13 protein-coding genes are annotated in these 18,021 nt (G+C 71.7%); 11 read left to right on the plus strand and 2 right to left on the minus strand.

What is annotated here, in order from left to right; translation table 11 throughout:
• Positions 1–11 precede the first annotated feature (11 nt).
• The 5 genes from SS2_RS04130 (at position 12) to SS2_RS04150 (ending at position 8,544) form a co-directional block, all read left to right on the plus strand.
• Positions 12–992 (plus strand): ABC transporter permease, encoded by a 981-nt coding sequence (locus SS2_RS04130; RefSeq protein WP_066461328.1) that lies wholly within the window; start codon positions 12–14, stop codon positions 990–992.
• Positions 989–1,942: an ABC transporter permease gene (locus SS2_RS04135; RefSeq protein WP_157607183.1), complete on the plus strand. Its 954-nt coding sequence runs from the start codon at positions 989–991 to the stop codon at positions 1,940–1,942. Before SS2_RS04130 ends, SS2_RS04135 begins: the two co-directional genes overlap by 4 nt.
• Positions 1,939–3,657, plus strand: a complete 1,719-nt coding sequence (locus SS2_RS04140; protein WP_066461334.1) for an ABC transporter ATP-binding protein — start codon at positions 1,939–1,941, stop codon at positions 3,655–3,657. Before SS2_RS04135 ends, SS2_RS04140 begins: the two co-directional genes overlap by 4 nt.
• Positions 3,658–3,725: 68 nt before the next feature.
• The gene (locus SS2_RS04145; protein ID WP_066461337.1) at positions 3,726–4,895 is read left to right on the plus strand and encodes a glycoside hydrolase family 1 protein; all 1,170 of its coding nucleotides are present in this window, start codon (positions 3,726–3,728) and stop codon (positions 4,893–4,895) included.
• Between the two features lie 124 nt (positions 4,896–5,019).
• The gene (locus SS2_RS04150) at positions 5,020–8,544 is read left to right on the plus strand and encodes a hypothetical protein (RefSeq protein WP_066461341.1); all 3,525 of its coding nucleotides are present in this window, start codon (positions 5,020–5,022) and stop codon (positions 8,542–8,544) included.
• A 276-nt stretch (positions 8,545–8,820) separates the two neighbouring features.
• Here SS2_RS04150 and SS2_RS04155 read toward each other — a convergent pair whose 3' ends face one another.
• Complete coding sequence (locus SS2_RS04155; protein ID WP_066461342.1) at positions 8,821–9,726, minus strand: sugar phosphate isomerase/epimerase family protein; 906 nt, start codon at positions 9,724–9,726, stop codon at positions 8,821–8,823.
• A gap of 217 nt (positions 9,727–9,943) precedes the next feature.
• Between SS2_RS04155 and SS2_RS04160 the strand changes: the two genes are divergently transcribed.
• The 6 genes from SS2_RS04160 (at position 9,944) to SS2_RS04185 (ending at position 17,418) form a co-directional block, all read left to right on the plus strand.
• Entirely contained in the window at positions 9,944–10,744 is an 801-nt protein-coding gene (locus SS2_RS04160; RefSeq protein ID WP_066461432.1) for a 3-ketoacyl-ACP reductase, read from the plus strand.
• Between the two features lie 93 nt (positions 10,745–10,837).
• A complete protein-coding gene (locus SS2_RS04165; protein ID WP_083941725.1) occupies positions 10,838–13,057 on the plus strand; it encodes an FAD-binding protein in 2,220 nt (739 codons plus the stop codon).
• 296 nt (positions 13,058–13,353) lie between these two features.
• On the plus strand, positions 13,354–14,421 hold the full coding sequence (locus tag SS2_RS04170) for an iron-siderophore ABC transporter substrate-binding protein (protein WP_083941727.1): 1,068 nt from the start codon (positions 13,354–13,356) through the stop codon (positions 14,419–14,421).
• Positions 14,421–15,461, plus strand: a complete 1,041-nt coding sequence (locus SS2_RS04175; RefSeq protein ID WP_066461343.1) for a FecCD family ABC transporter permease — start codon at positions 14,421–14,423, stop codon at positions 15,459–15,461. Before SS2_RS04170 ends, SS2_RS04175 begins: the two co-directional genes overlap by 1 nt.
• The gene (locus SS2_RS04180) at positions 15,458–16,564 is read left to right on the plus strand and encodes a FecCD family ABC transporter permease (RefSeq protein WP_157607184.1); all 1,107 of its coding nucleotides are present in this window, start codon (positions 15,458–15,460) and stop codon (positions 16,562–16,564) included. Before SS2_RS04175 ends, SS2_RS04180 begins: the two co-directional genes overlap by 4 nt.
• Positions 16,561–17,418, plus strand: a complete 858-nt coding sequence (locus tag SS2_RS04185; protein ID WP_439646288.1) for an ABC transporter ATP-binding protein — start codon at positions 16,561–16,563, stop codon at positions 17,416–17,418. The genes SS2_RS04180 and SS2_RS04185 overlap by 4 nt, the downstream gene beginning before the upstream one ends.
• A gap of 55 nt (positions 17,419–17,473) precedes the next feature.
• Here the strand turns inward: SS2_RS04185 and SS2_RS04190 are convergent, their stop codons facing one another.
• Positions 17,474–17,932, minus strand: coding sequence for a GNAT family N-acetyltransferase (locus tag SS2_RS04190; protein ID WP_066461345.1), 459 nt, complete (start codon positions 17,930–17,932; stop codon positions 17,474–17,476).
• Between the last annotated feature and the right edge of the window lie 89 nt (positions 17,933–18,021).

An 18,021-nucleotide genomic window follows, 5' to 3' on the forward strand; every position in this document is an offset into this window, starting at 1 on the left:
GCGAGCACCCCGTGTGGTACCTCCTGCGCAAGCTTGGCTTGCTGCTCCTGACGGCGTGGGCCGCCATCACGCTGAACTTCCTGCTGCCGCGGCTCATGCCCGGCACCCCGGCTGACGCGGCCATCGCCAAGCTCGCGCAGAACGGCCCCGTCGACCCGGCGACCCGCGCGGCCATCGAGGCTCAGCTCGGCGTCCCGACCGGCGACGCCTGGTCCCAGTACGTCCAGTACCTCGGCAACGTGCTCCACCTCGACTTCGGGGTGTCGTACACGTTCTTCCCGCAGAGCGTCTCCTCCCTCATCATGAACGCCCTCCCGTGGACCCTCGTCATGGTCGGTCTGGTGACGATCGTGGCCTTCATCCTCGGGACGCTGCTCGGCGTGCTCGCCGCCTGGAAGCGCGGGACCTGGCTGGACACCCCGCCCACCCTCGGTGGGACCTTCACCTCCGCCTTCCCCTACTTCTGGACCGCGCTGCTGCTCGTCTTCTTCCTCGGGTACGAGCTCAAGTGGTTCCCGACCTCCGGGGCCTACGGCCGCGAGTCCACCCCGACGATGTCGCTCGCCTTCATCTCCGACGCGATCGGCCACGCCTGGCTGCCGGCCATCACCATCCTCATCACCTCCCTCGGTGGGTGGATCCTCGGCATGCGCAACAACATGATCAACACCCTCGGTGACGACTACGTGACCTTCGCCGAGGCGAACGGCCTGCACAGCCGCACCGTGGCCGTGAAGTACGCAGCCCGCAACGCGATCCTGCCCAACCTCACCGGCTTCGGCCTGGCCCTCGGCGGCGTCGTGGGCGGGTCCCTGCTCGTGGAGCAGGTCTTCAACTACCCCGGCGTCGGGTACCTGCTCTTCAACGCGGTGACCAACCAGGACTTCCCGCTCATGCAGGCCCTGTTCCTCATGATCACGATCAGCGTGCTCCTGGCGAACTTCCTAGTCGACATCTTGTACGGACTCTTGGATCCGAGGACCCGCCGATGACTCTCCCCGCGAAGCTCACGGAGCCCACAGGCTCCCCGTCCGCCTCCGTCCCCGGGGCCGGCGCGACCGCCCCTGCTGGTCCGGCATCACCGCTGCGGGTGCTCGCCCGCGTGGCCTCGACGATCTGGAGCAACAAGAAGGCGCGCATCGGCGTCGTCCTGCTCTCGATCTTCATCCTCATGGCCATCTTCGCCCCGCTCATCGCCCCCTACGGGGCGAGCGAGAACGGCTTCGGCCGGAACCAGGGTCCGTCCTCGGCACACTGGTTCGGAACCACCGCCGCCGGTGAGGACGTCTTCTCCCAGGTGGTCTTCGGTGCGAGGATCTCCGTCCTCGTCGGCTTCATCGCCGGGTTCCTCTCCACGCTCATCGCCGTGGTGGTCGGGCTCTCCTGGGGCTACATCCGCGGACCGCTGGCTGACGTCATCAACTTCATCGTCAACCTCGTCCTCGTCATCCCGGGCCTGCCGCTCATGATCGTCATCGCGGCCTACCTGCAGAACGGCGGCATGACGATGATCATCTTCGTCGTCGTGCTCACCGGGTGGGCTTACGGGGCCCGCGTGCTCCGGTCCCAGACGCAGTCCATCCGCGGGCGTGACTTCATCACCGCAGCCCAGTTCTCCGGGGACGGCGCAGCCCGCATCGTCTTCCGCGAGATCCTGCCGAACATGACCTCGCTCATCACCGGCAGCTTCTTCGGTGCGGCGACGTCGGCGATCCTCGCCGAGTCGGGTCTGTCCTTCCTCGGGATCGGCGACACGACGACGGTGAGCTGGGGTTCGATGCTCTTCTGGGCCTCGAACTCGAACGCCCTGCTCACCGGCCAGTGGGTGCTGCTCTTCGCGCCGGGTCTGTGCATCGCGCTGCTCGCCACGTCGCTCACCCTCATCAACTTCGGGGTGGACGGACTGTCCAACCCCCGCCTACGGGAAGGATCCGGGCGATGAGCCTCCTTGAGGTCCGCGACCTGTCGGTCGTCTACGAACCGCGCGGCGCTGAGCCGACCTACGCGGTCAAGAACGCCTCCTTCTCCCTCGAGCGCGGCGAGTTCGTCGGCCTCGTGGGGGAGTCCGGCTCCGGGAAGTCCACCCTCGGCTTCGCGGTCACCCGCCTGGCCAAGGCCCCTGCCCGCATCTCCAACGGCACGATCCTCTTCGACGGCCGCGACATCGCGAGCATGAAGGAAGAGGAGCTGCGCACCCAGCGCCAGGGCGGCTTCGCGATGGTGCTGCAGTCGGGGATGAACGCCCTCAACCCGGTGCGCTCGATCCGCAAGCACTTCGGCGACATCTTCGCCGCGCACGGCCACGTCCCCAAGGCCAAGCGGGTCGCCCGGGCCTACGAGCTCGTCGAGAAGGTCGAGCTGCCGCGCACGGTCCTCGACCGCTTCCCAGGCGAGCTGTCCGGCGGCATGCGCCAGCGCGTCTCGATCGCCCTCGCCCTCGCCCTCGAGCCGCAGCTCATGGTCTTCGACGAGCCCACCACGGCCCTGGACGTCCTCGTCCAGCACGCTGTCATGGGCACCATCCGTGACCTGCAGAAGTCTGAGAACTTCACGGCGCTGCTCATCAGCCACGACCTCGGCATCGTCCTGGAGTCCACCTCACGGGTCATGGTCATGAGCGAGGGGGTCATCGTCGAGGACGGGACCTCCCAGCAGATCCTGCAGGCCCCTCGCCACGAGTACACCCAGATGCTCCTCAGCCACTACGCCGACCCGCGCGCTGAGGTCGTCGAGGTCCCCGGGCTCGTGGTGCGCGGCTCAACCATCGAGACCACCGGCCAGAGCACCGTGGCCGACGCCGCACCGACGGCTCTCGCAGGCGCCGCGGCGCCCGCGCGGCGTCGGGCAGGGCGCCCCGAGGCGACGGCGATCGTCGTCGACGACGTGACCAAGGTCTACCCGGCCCCGCGCCGCGGCCAGCCCAAGGTCACCGCCGTCGACCACGTGTCCTTCACCCTCGCCCAGGGCCAGTCCATGGCCCTGGTGGGGGCGAGCGGCTCCGGGAAGTCGACCCTCGCCAAGCTCATCACCGGCGTCGAGCGCCCGACGACGGGCGCGATCCACTTCGGTGACGCCCGCGTCGACACGCTGCGCCGCAAGGGGCTGCGCGAGCTGCGCCGCGAGGTGCAGATGGTCTTCCAGGACCCGTACTCGGCGCTCAACCCGCTGCACACGGTCGAGTACGCGCTCATGCGGCCTGTCCTCAACTACACCGGGCTGCGCGGGGTCGCCGCGCGCACCCGTGTCCTGGAGCTCCTCGACACCGTGGGTCTGAACCCGGTCGAGCAGTTCGCGGCGAAGCTCCCGCACCAGCTCTCGGGCGGGCAGCGTCAACGCGTCGTCATCGCCCGGGCGCTGGCCTGCGACCCGCAGGTGATCATCGCGGACGAGCCCGTCTCCATGCTCGACGTGTCCCTGCGTGCCGGGGTGCTCGCCCTGCTGGACGACCTGCGCGTCACCTTCGGCGTCTCGATGCTCTACATCACCCACGACCTGCTCTCCGCACGCCTGGTCACCGACCAGATCATGGTCCTCAACCAGGGCCGCGTCGTGGAGTCGGGGGAGACCGCGCAGGTCCTCCGGTTCCCCGAGGACCCGTACACGATGGAGCTTCTCGAGGCCATCCCGCAGCCCCAGCGCGCGGGCACCGGACGATGACCCTCCCGTCCTGCGCCAGCCCTCTCCCGTCCTGACTGCACCACCCCTGACTATCTAGCGAGGCCTACATGCTGCACTTCCCCGAAGGATTCCGCTGGGGATCCGCGACCGCCGCCCACCAGATCGAGGGCAACAACGTCCTGTCCGACTGGTGGCGCCGCGAGAACCTCGCCGGCACCACGATCGCCGAGCCGAGCCTCGACGCCTGCGACAGCTACCACCGCTTCCGTGAGGACATGCAGGTCCTCGTCGACGCAGGTCTGAGCATGTACCGGTTCTCCATCGAGTGGGCGCGCATCGAGCCCGTCAAGGGATTCATCTCCCAGGCCGAGCTCGCCCACTACCGCCGGATGGTCACGACCGCCCGTGAGATGGGCCTGGAGCCCATGGTCACGCTGCACCACTTCACCATCCCGCAGTGGTTCGAGGACGAGGGCGGGTGGCGTGCGCCCGACGCCGTCGAGCGCTTCGCCTTCTACACCCGGGCTGTGCTCCCCGTCCTGGAGGGCGTGGAGTGGGTGTGCACCATCAACGAGCCGAACATGGTCGCGATGATGGCCGGCGGGGATGGCCAGGGCACCACGCTGCAGGCCTTCGGCCAGCCCGGTCCGGACGTCAACGTCGGCCAGACCCTCTTCGAGGCGCACCGAGCCTGCCGGGCGGTGCTCGCCGAGGCCGGGGACTTCCGCACCGGCTGGACCGTGGCCACCCAGGACTTCCAGCCCGAGCCGGGCTGCGAGGAGATCGCCCGCGAGTACGGCTACCACCGTGACGCCTGGTACCTGGAGAAGGCCGCCGGAGACGACTGGGTCGGTGTGCAGGCCTACACCCGCACGAAGATCGGCACCGACGGCCCGCTGCCGATCGCCGAGGGCGCTGAGCGCACCCTGACCGGCTGGGAGTTCTACCCGCGTGCCCTCGAGGACGGCATCCGGCTGTCCCACGAGATGGCTCCGGGAGTGCCCGTCTTCGTCACCGAGAACGGCATCGCGACCGACGACGACACCCGCCGCGTGGCCTACATGCAGGGCGCACTGGAAGGCATGCACCGCGCGATCACCGACGGGATCGAGGTTGTCGGGTTCCTCTACTGGAGCCTGCTGGACAACTACGAGTGGGGCTCCTACGGACCGACCTTCGGCCTCGTGAGCGTGGACCGCTCGACCTTCGAGCGGACCGTCAAGCCCAGCGCCCGCTGGCTGGGTGAGGTGGCGACGGCGAACGCCCTCGCCGTCTGACCTGCGCTGACTGAGCCCGCTCGGCGCTGGCTCGGACTGTGCTGACCCGCGCAGTCCGAGCTGCGCCGCCCACGGCGGACGGGCACCTGCCCGTCCGCCCCTGCCTGAACTGAGGAATCTCACGATGACCATCCGTGCTGCCCACCCGTCCGCCACCGACCCTGCCGTGGCAGTCGCTGACCTGCCTGCCCCGCGCAGCCCTCAGCGGCCCGCGCCAGCCGCGGCGGTGCTCGAGGCGGGCGCCACCCGCATCGAGCTGTCCGAGGCCGGTGACGTGCGCACCATCACCCACGGTGGGTCGATGCTGGTCAACCAGTACGTGCCGAGCGAGCACGACGCCATGATCGGCGGAGTCTTCCTGCGTCGTCACGGCGTCGACGCAGCGGGTGGCCGCACAGTCCAGGGGGTGCCCCTCGTCGGCGGCCGCTCTGCGAGCGTCTGCGCTGCGGGTTCCTCAGGTGCCCGGTGGACCGGTGAGGCCCTCGGGGCCCGCTACGCGGTGACCCTCACCCTCGACCCGGCTGGTGACGTGTGGGTGTGGCGGATCGACCTGGAGGCAGCGGGCGAGGAGACGGCAGGGGCCAGCTACGACGTCGTCGTCGCTCAGGACCTGGCGCTGGCGCCGATCTCGACGGCCGTCAACAACGAGCCCTACGTGAGCCAGTACATCGTGCACCACGTGCTCGACGACGCCCGCGCCGGCTCCGTCGTCGCGAGCCGGCAGACCATGGCGACCGCGCCCGTCCTCCCGCTCGCAGTGACCGCCCTCGTCGAAGGGGCCCGTGCGTACCTCACCGACGGCTTCTCCTTCTACGGGCTCGAGTCCAAGGCGGACGGCCGCGCCCACGGGCTCGACCTCCCGGACTGGGACTCCCTCGTCTACCAGTACGAGATGGCCCTCCCCGTCCTGCTCGGACCCGAGCTCGACCTCGCCGCCCCGCGGACCCTGCACGCGGTGACCGCCCTCGTCGCGGACTACCGCGGCGAGCTGGGGGACGCCCTCGAGGCGGTGCCGGGCCTGTTCGACCGCGCTGTCTCCCTCGCCGCGCAGGCGCCGGGCGCTGACGCCCCGGCGCCCCAGGAGAGCGCCAACCCCACGGCATCGAGCTCGCTCCTGGTCTCTGCCCCGCTCCTCGCCGGCCGCGACCTCACCGACGACGAGCTGATCGCCCTCGGCGGCACAGGGGCGCACTCGACGCCGTCGACCCGGGTGCTCCAGCCCGAGCGCGACGCCGCCGGTCGCCTGCTGTCCTACTTCACCCCCGAGGCCTCCCACGTGGTGAGCCGGGCCAAGGAGCTCGCGGTCGAGCGGCCGCACGGGCACGTGCTCAAGGCGGGCTCCGACGTCGCGCCGGCGGACAACATCCTCTCCGCGACCGCCTACGCCTACGGGGTCTTCGCCTCGCACGTGGTGGTCGGGAACACGACCGCCAACCGCTTCGTCTCCGTCCAGCGCAACCACCTCAACCTGCTGCGCTCCTCCGGGGTGCGCGCCCTGGTGCGCACCGGCACAGGCACCGGCGAGCAGTGGCAGCTGCTGGGCCTCCCCTCGGCCCTCGTCCTCGACCTCGGCGGCATCCGCTGGGTCTACGCGACCGAGCATGGACGCATCGAGGTCCGCACCACCGCGAGCCACGACGGGCGTGCCATCGAGGTCCGCCTGGACTCCGACCACCCGCTCGAGGTCATCCTCACCGCTGACATCGAGCTCGGCGACCAGTCGTGGACGGCCACCCGGGCCCTCGACGGCCGGGCCCTCGTCTTCACCGCCGACGCCGGGACCGACGTGGCAGAGCACTGCCCCGAGCTCACCTACGTGCTCGCCAGCCAGAGCGGCCTGCTCGGCGACGACGCAGCGCTCTTCGCGGACGGCACCTCGCGAGGCACCAGCCTGACGACGATCGCCTTCGGCGCGACCACGTCGGCCTCGCTCGTGCTCACCGGTGACCTCGACAGCGCGGACGGGGCGCTCGCCGCCGCGGCGGCCGTGCTCACCGAGCCGCTCGACGTCGGGGCCGAGCTCGCCGGGCACCGCGGCTACATCGCCGACTACACGCGGAACCTGCGCGTCGAGGGGGAGGGGCGCCTCGCCGAGGTCAACCTGCTGCTGCCGTGGTTCACGCAGAACGCCCTCGTGCACTTCCTCGTGCCGCACGGCCTCGAGCAGTACTCCGGGGCCGCATGGGGGACCCGCGACGTCTGCCAGGGTCCGCTCGAGCTCAACCTGGCCTTCGGGCACTTCGAGGCGGCCGGGGACATCGTGCGCCGGGTGTTCTCCCACCAGCTGCCCGACGGCACCCTGCCGCAGTGGTTCATGTTCGACGCCTACCGCGAGCGGTACTCCGACGAGGCCCACGGCGACGTCGTCGTCTGGCCCCTCATGGCACTGGGGGAGTACCTCTCCGCGACCGGAGACACCGCGATCCTCGATGTCGAGGTCCCGTTCTGGGACGGCGCGCTGCGCCGCCCGAGCACGGTGAGCGCCCCCATCGCCGAGCACGTCCGGGCCTCCCTCGACTACATCCGCAGCCACCGTGCCCCCGGCACCGAGCTGCTCTCCTACGGTGAGGGCGACTGGGACGACACTCTCCAGCCCGCCCAGGCCTCGATGCGCGAGGAGATGGCCTCCGCCTGGACCGTGGCCCTCCTGTTCCAGGCGGCGAGCCCCCTCGACGCCCTGCTCCGCGGGACCGCGCACGACTCCCTCGCCGCCGAGCTCGCAGCCGAGGCGGCGACGATCACCGCGGAGTTCACCGACCGTCTCGTGCTCGACGACGTGCTCGCCGGCTACGTCGTCTTCGCCCCGGAGGGCCCCTGGCCGGTGCTGCACCCCAGCGACGACCGGACCGGGTTGTCCTACCGGCTCATCCCGATGACCCGGTCGATCATCGCTGGGCTGTTCACCCCGGAGCAGGTGCTGCGCCACGAGAGTCTCGTCGAGGAGCACCTGCACTTCCCCGACGGCGTGCGTCTCATGGACCGCCCGGCGCCCTTCCACGACGGTCAGACGCGGTTCTTCCGGCGCGGGGAGCAGGCGGCGAACTTCGGCCGCGAGGTGGGCCTGATGTACACCCACGCCCACATCCGCTACACCCAGGCGCTGGCGACCCTGGGCCGCGAGCGGCTCGTCACCGAGCTGCTGCGGATCAGCCCGGTTGGCCAGTTCGAGCGGCTGAGCACGAGCCTGCCGCGCCAGCGCAACTGCTACTACTCCTCCTCCGACGCGGCCTTCACCGACCGCTACGACGCCGCCGCGAACTTCGACCGCCTGCGCGAGGGGACGGTCGGGGTCAAGGGCGGCTGGCGCGTCTACTCGAGCGGCCCGGGCATCTACCTGCGCCAGCTGGTCCAGGGTGCGCTCGGGATCGTCGAGCGGGCCGGGGCCGTGGTCGTGGACCCGGTCCTCGCCCTGGAGGACGACGGACTGACCATCGGCATCGACCTGGCCGGGGCGCACCGCACCGTGCGGTTCCACGTCGAGCCGGGCGGCGCAGGTGTCCGTGTCCTGGCGGACGGCGTGGCGCTGGACGGCGTCGAGACGGCGGCCCACTACCGCCGTGGCGGCCTGTCCCTCGCGGCAGCCGACCTCGCCGGCGCGTGCGTGCTCGACGTCCACGTCGGCGTCGACCGCAGCACCCTCGAGGTCTGAGGGCGGCGTCTGCCCCCACAGTCTGAGGTCCGCCCGCCCTGAGGCGGGCGGACCGCCGCCCGCGCCCGAGCATCGCCCCGCGAGTGCGTGCTCTTGGTGCGAGGGCGTGCTCTCAAACGCACGCCCTCGCACCAAGAGCACGCACTTGACGGAAGAGGACCGGGCGGTCAGCGGGCGGCGGGAACTTGGCCGGCGGGGACTTGGCCGGCGGGGAGGTGGCTGGCGGGGAGGTGGCTGGCGAGGACCGGGCCGTCGGGCGGCCGGGGTGAACCGCTGTCAGAGGTGGGGGGCGACCAGCTGGGTGTAGCGGTCAGCCACCGTTGCGATCACCGAGTCCGCCTCGGAGTCCCAGATCTGCTGGTTGAAGATCTCCACCTCGATGTCGCCGGCGTAGCCGGTCGCCGCGACCCAGCGGGTGATGGTCGGGAAGTCGATGTACCCGTCGCCCATGTACCCGCGGGAGAGCAGGGGGTCCGCGGCCAGCGGCAGGATCCAGTCGCACACCTGGTAGGAGGCCAGGCGCCCCTCCGCCCCGGCCCGGGCGATGAGCCCCTCCAGAGCCGGGTCCCACCACACGTGATAGGTGTCGACGACGACGCCGACGACGTCGGCCGGGTGCGGTGCAGCGAGGTCGAGGGCCTGGCCGAGGGTGGAGATCACCGCGCGGTCCGCGGCGAAGATCGGGTGCAGCGGCTCGAGCACGATGCGCACGCCGTGCTCGGCGGCGAAGGGTGCGAGGTCGGCGATGCGGTCGGCCACCCGCTGGCGGGTGGCCACGAGGTCCTTGGCCGCGTCGCGCTCGGCCTCGGCCGAGTAGCTGCGGGCCGGCAGGCCCGGTCCGGGGTTCGCGTCCAGCCCGCCGACGACGAAGACCAGCTCGGAGGTCCCCACGGTCGCGGCCTCGACGATCGCAGCCTTGTTGTCTGCCAGGGCCGAGGCGATCCCGGCGTCGTCGGAGGCGGTGAGGAAGCCGCCGCGGCACAGGGAGGACACACGCAGCCCGGCGTCGGCCACGATCTTGGCGGCCTTGTCCGCGCCGACCTCCTGGACCCGGTCCCGCCACAGCCCGACGCCGCCGTAGCCGGCGCGCGCGGCGCCGTCGACGGCCTCGGCGAGGGTGAGGAGCTTGGTCGTCGCCGTGTTCAGGGACAGGCGGGACAGGTCAGGTGCGCCGGAGGTCATCGTCGAGTCCGTTCGGTGGTGGGGCGCCGCCCGCCCGTGGGAACGCACGTCGGAAGGCGTTTTCCAGCGAGCATAGGACTCCCGCGACACGCCGTCAACCATCCTGGAAAGCGCTTGCCCAAACGTCGCGACTCTGGAACGATGGCGGGCAGCACACGGCGCGCCTGCGCCGCACGACAGCCCGCCTCGGCGGACGAACCCCAGAAGGATGGCAATGATGCCCAAGGTCGCACTCGTCACCGGTGGAAACCGCGGAATCGGGCTGGGGATCACCCGCCGGCTGCTGACCGACGGCTACGCCGTCGCCATCCTCGCCACCCGTGACGAGCCCACCGAGCTCCTCGACGAGCTGCGCGGCGCCGGGCCCGACGGCGCCCCGGCGCAGGTCCTCTACGTCCAGGGATCCGTCGCCGAGCTCGCCGACCACGACCGTTACGTCACCGCGGCGCTGGAGGCCTGGGGTCGCATCGACCTGCTGGTCAACAACGCCGGCGTCGCGCCGTCGGTCCGGGCGGACCTCCTGGAGGCCGGCGCGGAGAGCTTCGACCGGGTGCTGGGCATCAACCTGCGCGGGCCGTACTTCCTCACCCAGCGCGTGGCCAACGCCATGATCGCCCAGCGCGACGCCAGCGGGGAGGACCTGTCCGCGAACGAGAGCCCCGTCGGCACGATCGTCAACGTCTCCTCGATCTCGGCCACCACGGTCTCGACCAACCGCGGCGAGTACTGCGTCTCCAAGGCCGGGGTCTCCATGGGCACCCAGCTCTTCGCCGCGCGCCTGGCCCCCGAGGGCATCGTCGTCTACGAGGTGCGCCCCGGCGTCATCGCGACCGACATGACCGCCGGCGTCACCGAGAAGTACGACAAGCTGCTCGCCGACGGCCTCGCCCCCAACCCCCGGTGGGGGCGCCCCTCCGACGTCGCCGGCGCCGTCGCGATCCTCGCCTCCGGCCAGACGCCGTACTCGACCGGCGAGGTCTTCCACGTCGACGGCGGCATGCACATCCCGCGCCTGTAGCGCCGTCGTCCGCCTCCGTCCTGCCCGCCGCCCCGCCCGCCGCCCCGCCCGCCGCCCGCCCCTTCGCCCGCCGCCCCGTCTCTGGAGAACCTCATGCCCGCCCAGCCCGCCTCGTCCTCGCCCGCCGCCCAGCCCGCCGGTGACCACTCGGTCAACGCGAGCTACGACGTGGAGACCGTCCGCATCGCCGGGTACGACGTGCCCGTGGTGTCGGCGAACACGGTCATCGTGGGGACCGGATCGGCCGGGTTCTGCGCCGCGGACCGGCTGTGGGAGTTCGGCCAGGAAGACATCGTCATGGTGGCGGACAAGGTCAACGCCGGGTCCTCGCGCAACGCCGGCTCGGACAAGCAGACGTACTACAAGATGACGCTGTCCGGCGGGGATGGCGACTCCGTCCGGGAGATGGCCCAGACCCTCTTCTCCGGCGGGGCGATGGACGGCGACAACGCCCTGTGCGAGGCGGCGCTGTCCGCCCGCGGGTTCCTGCGCCTGTGCGAGCTCGGTGTGCCCTTCCCGCAGAACCGCTTCGGGGAGTTCATCGGTTACAAGACCGACCACGACCCGCGCCGCCGAGCCACCTCGGTGGGTCCGTACACCTCGCGGTCGATGGTCGAGCAGCTCGAGAAGAAGGTGCACCGCAACGGCACCCGCATCTACGACCAGTGCCGCGTCGTCGACGTCCTCACCCGCGAGGTCCCGGCCGCCGCCGACGGCGCGCCCGGCGAGGCCCAGCGCGAGGTGGTGGGCCTGCTCTGCCTGCGCACCGACGTCGTGCACGACGGCGCGCAGAGCCCCTACGTGCTCTTCCGCGCCACCAACCTCGTCTACGCGACCGGCGGGCCGGCCGGGATGTATGCGACCTCGGTGTTCCCCAACGGGCAGTGGGGCGCCTCGGGGGCCGCCTACCGCGCCGGGGTGCACGGCAAGAACCTCACCGAGTGGCAGTTCGGGTTGGCCTCGACCAAGCCGCGGTGGAACGTGTCGGGGACGTACATGCAGGTCATGCCGCGCTTCGTGTCGACCGATGCGGACGGCGGGGATGAGCGGGAGTTCCTCACCGAGACCATCCCCGACTACGGCCGCCAGCTGTCGATGATCTTCCTCAAGGGCTACCAGTGGCCCTTCGACATCCGCAAGGCCCTCGACGGCTCCTCGCTCATCGACCTGCTCGTCTACCAGGAGACGGTGCTGCGTGGGCGCAAGGTCTACCTCGACTTCACGCGCAACCCCATGCAGGCCGAGCTCGACGCCTCGAAGATCTCGCCCGAGGCCTACGCCTACCTGGCCAAGGGTGGTGCGCTCTTCGGCACGCCGATCGAGCGGCTCAAGCACATGAACATGCCCTCCTACGAGCTCTACCTCGGCAAGAACCCCTACGTGGACCTCGCCACCGACTGGCTCGAGGTGGACGTGTGCGCCCAGCACAACAACGGCGGGCTCGTCGTGGACATGTGGTGGGAGTCCAACGTCACCGGGTTCTTCCCCGTCGGGGAGGCCGGCGGCGCGCACGGGATCTACCGTCCCGGCGGCGCGGCCCTCAACTCCGGGCAGGTCGGGGCGACCCGCGCCTCCCAGCTCATCGCCGCCCGCCGCACGCACGCCCCGCTCGACCTCGCCCCCTTCGCCGACGTCGCTGCTCCGGTCGTGGAGGCCGCCGTCGCCCTGGTGGCCGGCGCCGCCGCCCGGGTGGCCGCCGGAGAGGCGGACAACACCGGTGAGCTTCTGCGTGCGGCCAGCTCGCTCATGAGCGAGAAGGCCGGCCCGGTGCGCTCGGCGGAGTCCATCAAGCAGGCCCTCGCGCAGGTCACCCAGTGGTTGGCCGCCTACGACTCGCTGGTGGTCGCCGACCCGAGCAGCCGCCGCTCGGTCAACCGCACCTTCCTCGTCCGCGACATCATCACCACCCAGTACGTCTACCTATCGGCGATGGCCGACTACGTCGCGCACGGCGGGCGCAGCCGCGGGTCGGTGCTCTACACCGACGCCTCCGGCCACCTGCCCCAGGTCGGCTTCGGCGATGCGCCGCAGACCGAGCTCGACCTGCCGGAGATCTTCCGCTTCGCCCTGGACGGCGGCGCGCTGGACGACGTCGTGCAGGAGGCTGCGTGGTCGGGCGCCGAAGGCAGCGGGCAGGGTGCTGCTGGCAGCCTCGACGACGCTGCCACCCCTGACGCCCCCGCCGACGCCGGCGCCGGCGCCGGCGCGGGGGAGTGCTCCTTCGTCTGGCGCCCCGTGCGCCCCATCCCCGAGGACGACGACTTCTTCGAGAACGTCTGGCGAGCCTACCGCGAGACGCAGAACATCTTCTGAGCCACCAGCACCTGCTGGGCCACGCCTGACCACCAGCCGCCTGCTGCGCAGTCGAGGTCGTACGGGGCGTGCTTGTGACGGCAGAACGTGCTGTTGAAGGCACGTTCTGTCGTCAAGAGCACGCCCCATACCTCCAGATGGGGTGGGGGCGCTGGTCCGGGAGGGGGGGTGGTGTTGGCCACGTCACACGGGTGGGCGGACTCAAGGCCTATTCGGCTGTGGGGCCATGAGGTTAGGCTTACCAAAGCACGTTAGTGGGCTCTGTGCCCCGAACCTCATACCGGAAGGCTCTCCCCGTGGCTGCCTCATCCCTGCCCTTCGCTCGCGCCCGTCGCACCCTCGTTGCGGCGACCACCGCCGCGCTGGCCTTGACGCTCGCCGCCTGCGGCTCCTCTGACGACACCGACACCGACGCCAGCCCGAGCGGCTCCGCCGGTGCCAGCGAGACCGCCGGCGCCTTCCCGGTGACCATCACCGGCGCCCTCGGGGAGACGGTCATCGAGGAAGCGCCCGAGCGGGTCGTCACCCTCGGCTGGGGAGCCAGCGACATTGCCCTGTCCCTCGGCGTCGTGCCGGTCGGCGTCGAGGTCGACGACTGGGCTGGTGACGATGAGGGCTACCAGCCGTGGTTCCGCGAGGCCGTGGAAGCGGAGGGCGCTGAGCTCCCCGAGACCATCACCATGTACCCCGAGCTCGACGTCGAGGCGATCGTGGCACTCGAGCCGGACCTCATCCTCGCCCCGCAGTCCGGGATCGACCAGGCGACCTTCGACCAGCTGTCGGAGTTCACCGACGTCGTCGCCTACCCCGAGGGCCCGTGGATCACCCCGCTCGACGAGCAGATCACCATCGCCGCGACCGCGCTGGGCAAGAGCGAGGAGCAGGCACAGGAGCTCATCGACGGGATCGACACGACGCTGGCCGAGGCCGCCGCCGAGCACCCGGAGTTCGCAGGCAAGACCGTCGCCTACGTCGCCGCGCAGGAGCTGGGCACCCTCGAGGTCTACGTGCCGGGTGACCCGCGCATCGACACGATCCTCGGCCTCGGCTTCACCCTCGCCCCGTCGGTCGCTGATCTCGAGGCCCCGACGGGGCTGTTCACCGCGCCCTTCGGCCTGGAGAACTCCGACAAGCTGAGCGACGTCGACGTCCTGTTCACGTGGTTCAACGACACCGACGAGCAGGCCGCCACCGAGGCGCAGCCGCTCTTCGCGTCCATCCCGGCCTTCGCCTCGGGCGCGTACGTGCCCATGGTCGACCGCCAGCTCGGCATGGCCGTCACGGTCGGCACCCCGCTGAGCGTGCCGTGGGCCATCGACCGCTACGTGCCGATGATCGCTGAGGCTGTCGCTAAGGTCGGGTGATGACCGCAGCACTCGACGTACCTGTGCAGGGCCGGACGCTCACGTCCGGCCCTGCGCGGCGTTGGGGGTTGAGCGTCGGTCTGGTCCTCGCGCTCGCGGCTGCCGCGCTGGTCGCTGGGCTCAGCCTGGCCGTGGGATCCAACCAGCTGCCGCTGAGCACCGTGTGGCAGGGGCTGGTCTCCCCGGACGACTCCTTCGCCTCGACCGTCGTGTCCTCGCGGATCCCACGCACCGTGCTCGGCCTCCTGGTGGGGGCCGGTCTGGCCGCGGCCGGCGCCCTCATGCAGGGCATCACCCGCAACCCTCTGGCCGACCCAGGGCTGCTCGGTGTCAACGCCGGCGCCTCGGCCGCCGTAGTCCTGGGCACGGTGGTGCTCGGCTCCCTCGGCCAGCGCGCCGTGCTGCTCGCCATCCCCGGCGCCTTCCTCGCCGCGGCCGTCGTCTATGCGATCGGCTCAGGTCGCAGCGGGCCGACGCCGGTGCGCCTGGTCCTGGCCGGAGCCGCGATCACCGCCGCGCTCATGGCCGGCATCCAGGCGATCACCCTGACCAACCCCACCGTCTTCGACTCCTACCGCTTCTGGGTGGTGGGCTCCCTCGCGGGCCGCCCCAGCTCGGTGGTCGACATGATCTGGCCCGTCGTGGCGGTCGGTCTGGTGGCCGCGCTGGCGCTGGGCCGCCCGCTCAACACCCTGGCTCTGGGCGACGAGACTGCCCGCGCCCTCGGCGGCAACGCCGGTCGCACCCGGTTGATCGGCGCCCTCGTGGCGACCGCGCTGGCCGGGGCGTGCACCGCGGCCGTCGGGCCCATCGCCTTCGTCGGCCTCGCCGTCCCGCACATCGTGCGCACCTTCACCGGCTCGGACTACCGCTGGCTCATGGCCTACAGCGTCGCCCTCGGCCCGGTGCTGCTCCTGGGAGCCGACGTCGTCGGGCGCATCGTGGCCCGGCCCGGTGAGCTCATGGTCGGCGTGGTCACGGCCTTCGTCGGAGCGCCCTTCCTCTACGTCGCCGTCCGCCGGTCCGGGAGCGGGATGTGACCGCCGCCGACGCCGCAGCCACGCTGCCCACCCCGTCGCCGGGACCGGCGTGTGCCCCCCGCCCGGGAGACCCGGGAGCCGGTGACCACCGCTGGTTCCTCGGCCTCGTCCTGCCCTGGAATGCCCGCGCGGTGACCGTGGTCGTCGCCGCGTCCCTCGTGGTCCTCGTCTGCGTCGTAGCCTCCCTGACCCTGGGCAAGCTCGGCATCGCTCTGGGCGACCTGCCGGCCGTGCTGTCCGGTGACGGCTCCAAGACTCAGCACTGGGTCGTGTTCAGCAACCGCCTGCCCCGGGCGCTGGTCGCCGTCGGCGCCGGTGCGGCCCTGGGTATCTCCGGTGCCATCTTCCAGTCCGTCACCCGCAACCCGCTGGGCAGCCCGGACATCATCGGTCTCAACGGCGGGGCGGCGGCCGGAGCGGCCGCGGTCACCCTGGTGTGGCCGGGGGTGCTGCCGGCCCCGGTCGGCGCGCTGCTCGGCGGCGCGATCGCGGTGACCCTCGTGCTGCTCGGCGCGGGCAGCGGCTTCCATGCCCCGCACCGGATGGTGGTGATCGGCATCGGCGTCGGGGCGATGGCGCTGGCCTTCGTGCAGTTCGCGGTGACCCGCACCCAGCGCGAGCAGGCCCAGCAGATGGCCGCGTGGCTCAACGGCTCGCTCAGCGCCCGGGGCTGGGACGACGTGTGGACGATCACCGTGGCGGTCCTTGTCTTCGGCGCGGCCGCGCTGGCCCTGACCCGGGGCCTGCAGCTCGTGGAGATGGGCGACGAGACCGCCCTCGCCCTGGGGGTCGGCGCGCAGCGGGTGCGGCTGGCGGCGGTGGCCGTCGGCGTCGTGCTCGCCGCCGCGGCGGTCGTGGTGTGCGGACCGATCGCCTTCGTGGCACTCGTCGCCCCGCAGATCGCCCGCCGGATGACCGGCTCCGCGGGGCCGGGGATGGTCGCCGCCGCGGTGCTCGGCGCCCTCGTCATGATCGTCGCCGACCTCGTGGCCCAGTACCAGCCGTGGTCGGCCACCCTCCCGGTCGGGGTGCTGACCGCCGGGATCGGCGGGATCTACCTCGCCGCCCTGCTCACCCATGAATGGAGACGGGGAAACCTGTGACCGCATCCCTCACCCCGCCCGACGCCGTGCCACCGGCCGGGCAGGACGCCTCACCCGGGCCGGTACCTCCGGTCCGGGCCCGCGGCCTGCGGCTGGCCTACGACCAGCGGGTCGTCGTCGACGGCCTCGACGTGGACATCCCGGCGGGGTCGTTCACCGTCATCGTCGGTCCCAACGGCTGCGGCAAGTCGACCCTGCTGCGTGCGCTGGGTCGGACGCTGACCCCTAAGGCCGGCACGGTCGAGCTCTACGGCCGGGCGATCACGGCGATGCACAACAAGGAGGTCGCCCGGCGGCTGGCGCTGCTGCCGCAGTCGCCGATCGCCCCCGAGGCGATCACCGTGCGCGACCTCGTGGGCCGGGGGCGCTACCCGTACCAGACGCTGCTGCGCCAGTGGTCGGCCAGCGACGGCGCGGCTGTGCGCGAGGCGATGGAGGCGACCGGGACCACGGACCTGGCCGACCGACGCGTCGCCGAGCTCTCCGGCGGGCAGCGGCAGCGGGTGTGGATCGCGATGGTGCTGGCCCAGGACACCGACCTACTGCTGCTCGACGAGCCGACGACCTTCCTCGACATCGCCCACCAGGTCGACGTCCTCGAGCTGTGCGCCCGCTTGCACGAGGCCGGCCGGACCCTCGTCGCGGTGCTGCACGACCTCAACTTCGCCGCCCGCTACGCGACCCACATGATCGCCATGCGCGACGGTGCGATCGTGGAGAGCGGGACCCCGCACGAGGTGATGACGGCCGAGAACGTCGAGGAGATCTTCGGCCTGCGCTGCCGCATCATCAACGACCCGGAGACCGGGACCCCGCTGGTGGTCCCGCGGGCCGGGAGCGTGGCGCGGCGCTGATCAGCCGCTGCTGACGGGCGCGCCTGCGGCGCTGCGCGCCACCGTGAGCCGCAGGTCAGGGGCGAGCTGCGGCGTCGGGCAGGCGGCGCATGGGGACGTGGGGGATGTCGTCCTCGAGGAAGTCCGCGCCCTCGCGGACGAAGCCGAAGCGCTCGTACCAGCCCTCCAGGTGCGACTGCGCGTCCAGCACGATGCTCACCGGACCGCACAGCTCGACGGCCGCAGCCATCATGGCCGACGCCGTCCCGCCCCGGCGGGCCTCCGTCGCGGCGCAGACCCGGCCGATGCGGCGGCCGCCGTCCGCGGTGTCCAGGATGCGGGAGGTGGCCAGCACCTGCCCGGCGTCGTCGGCGGCCCACACCAGCAGAGCGCCGGGGGCGGTGTCCGCACCGTCCAGATCGGGGTAAGGGCAGTTCTGCTCGACGACAAAGACGTCGACCCGGAGCTTGAGGATGGCGTAGAGCGTGGCGGGGGAGACGTCGGACAGCGGCGCGTGATGGATCGTGGGAGGCACCGGACCACTGTACGGTCGCCGGCCGATCGTGATGGTCGCCCGACCACGCCGGCCCAGAACGTGCCGCAGCCGGGCCAGTCGTCCGTGGA

Origin of the sequence: Sanguibacter suarezii NBRC 16159 (genome assembly GCF_001552735.1) — a bacterium.
Classification (GTDB): domain Bacteria; phylum Actinomycetota; class Actinomycetes; order Actinomycetales; family Cellulomonadaceae; genus Sanguibacter; species Sanguibacter suarezii.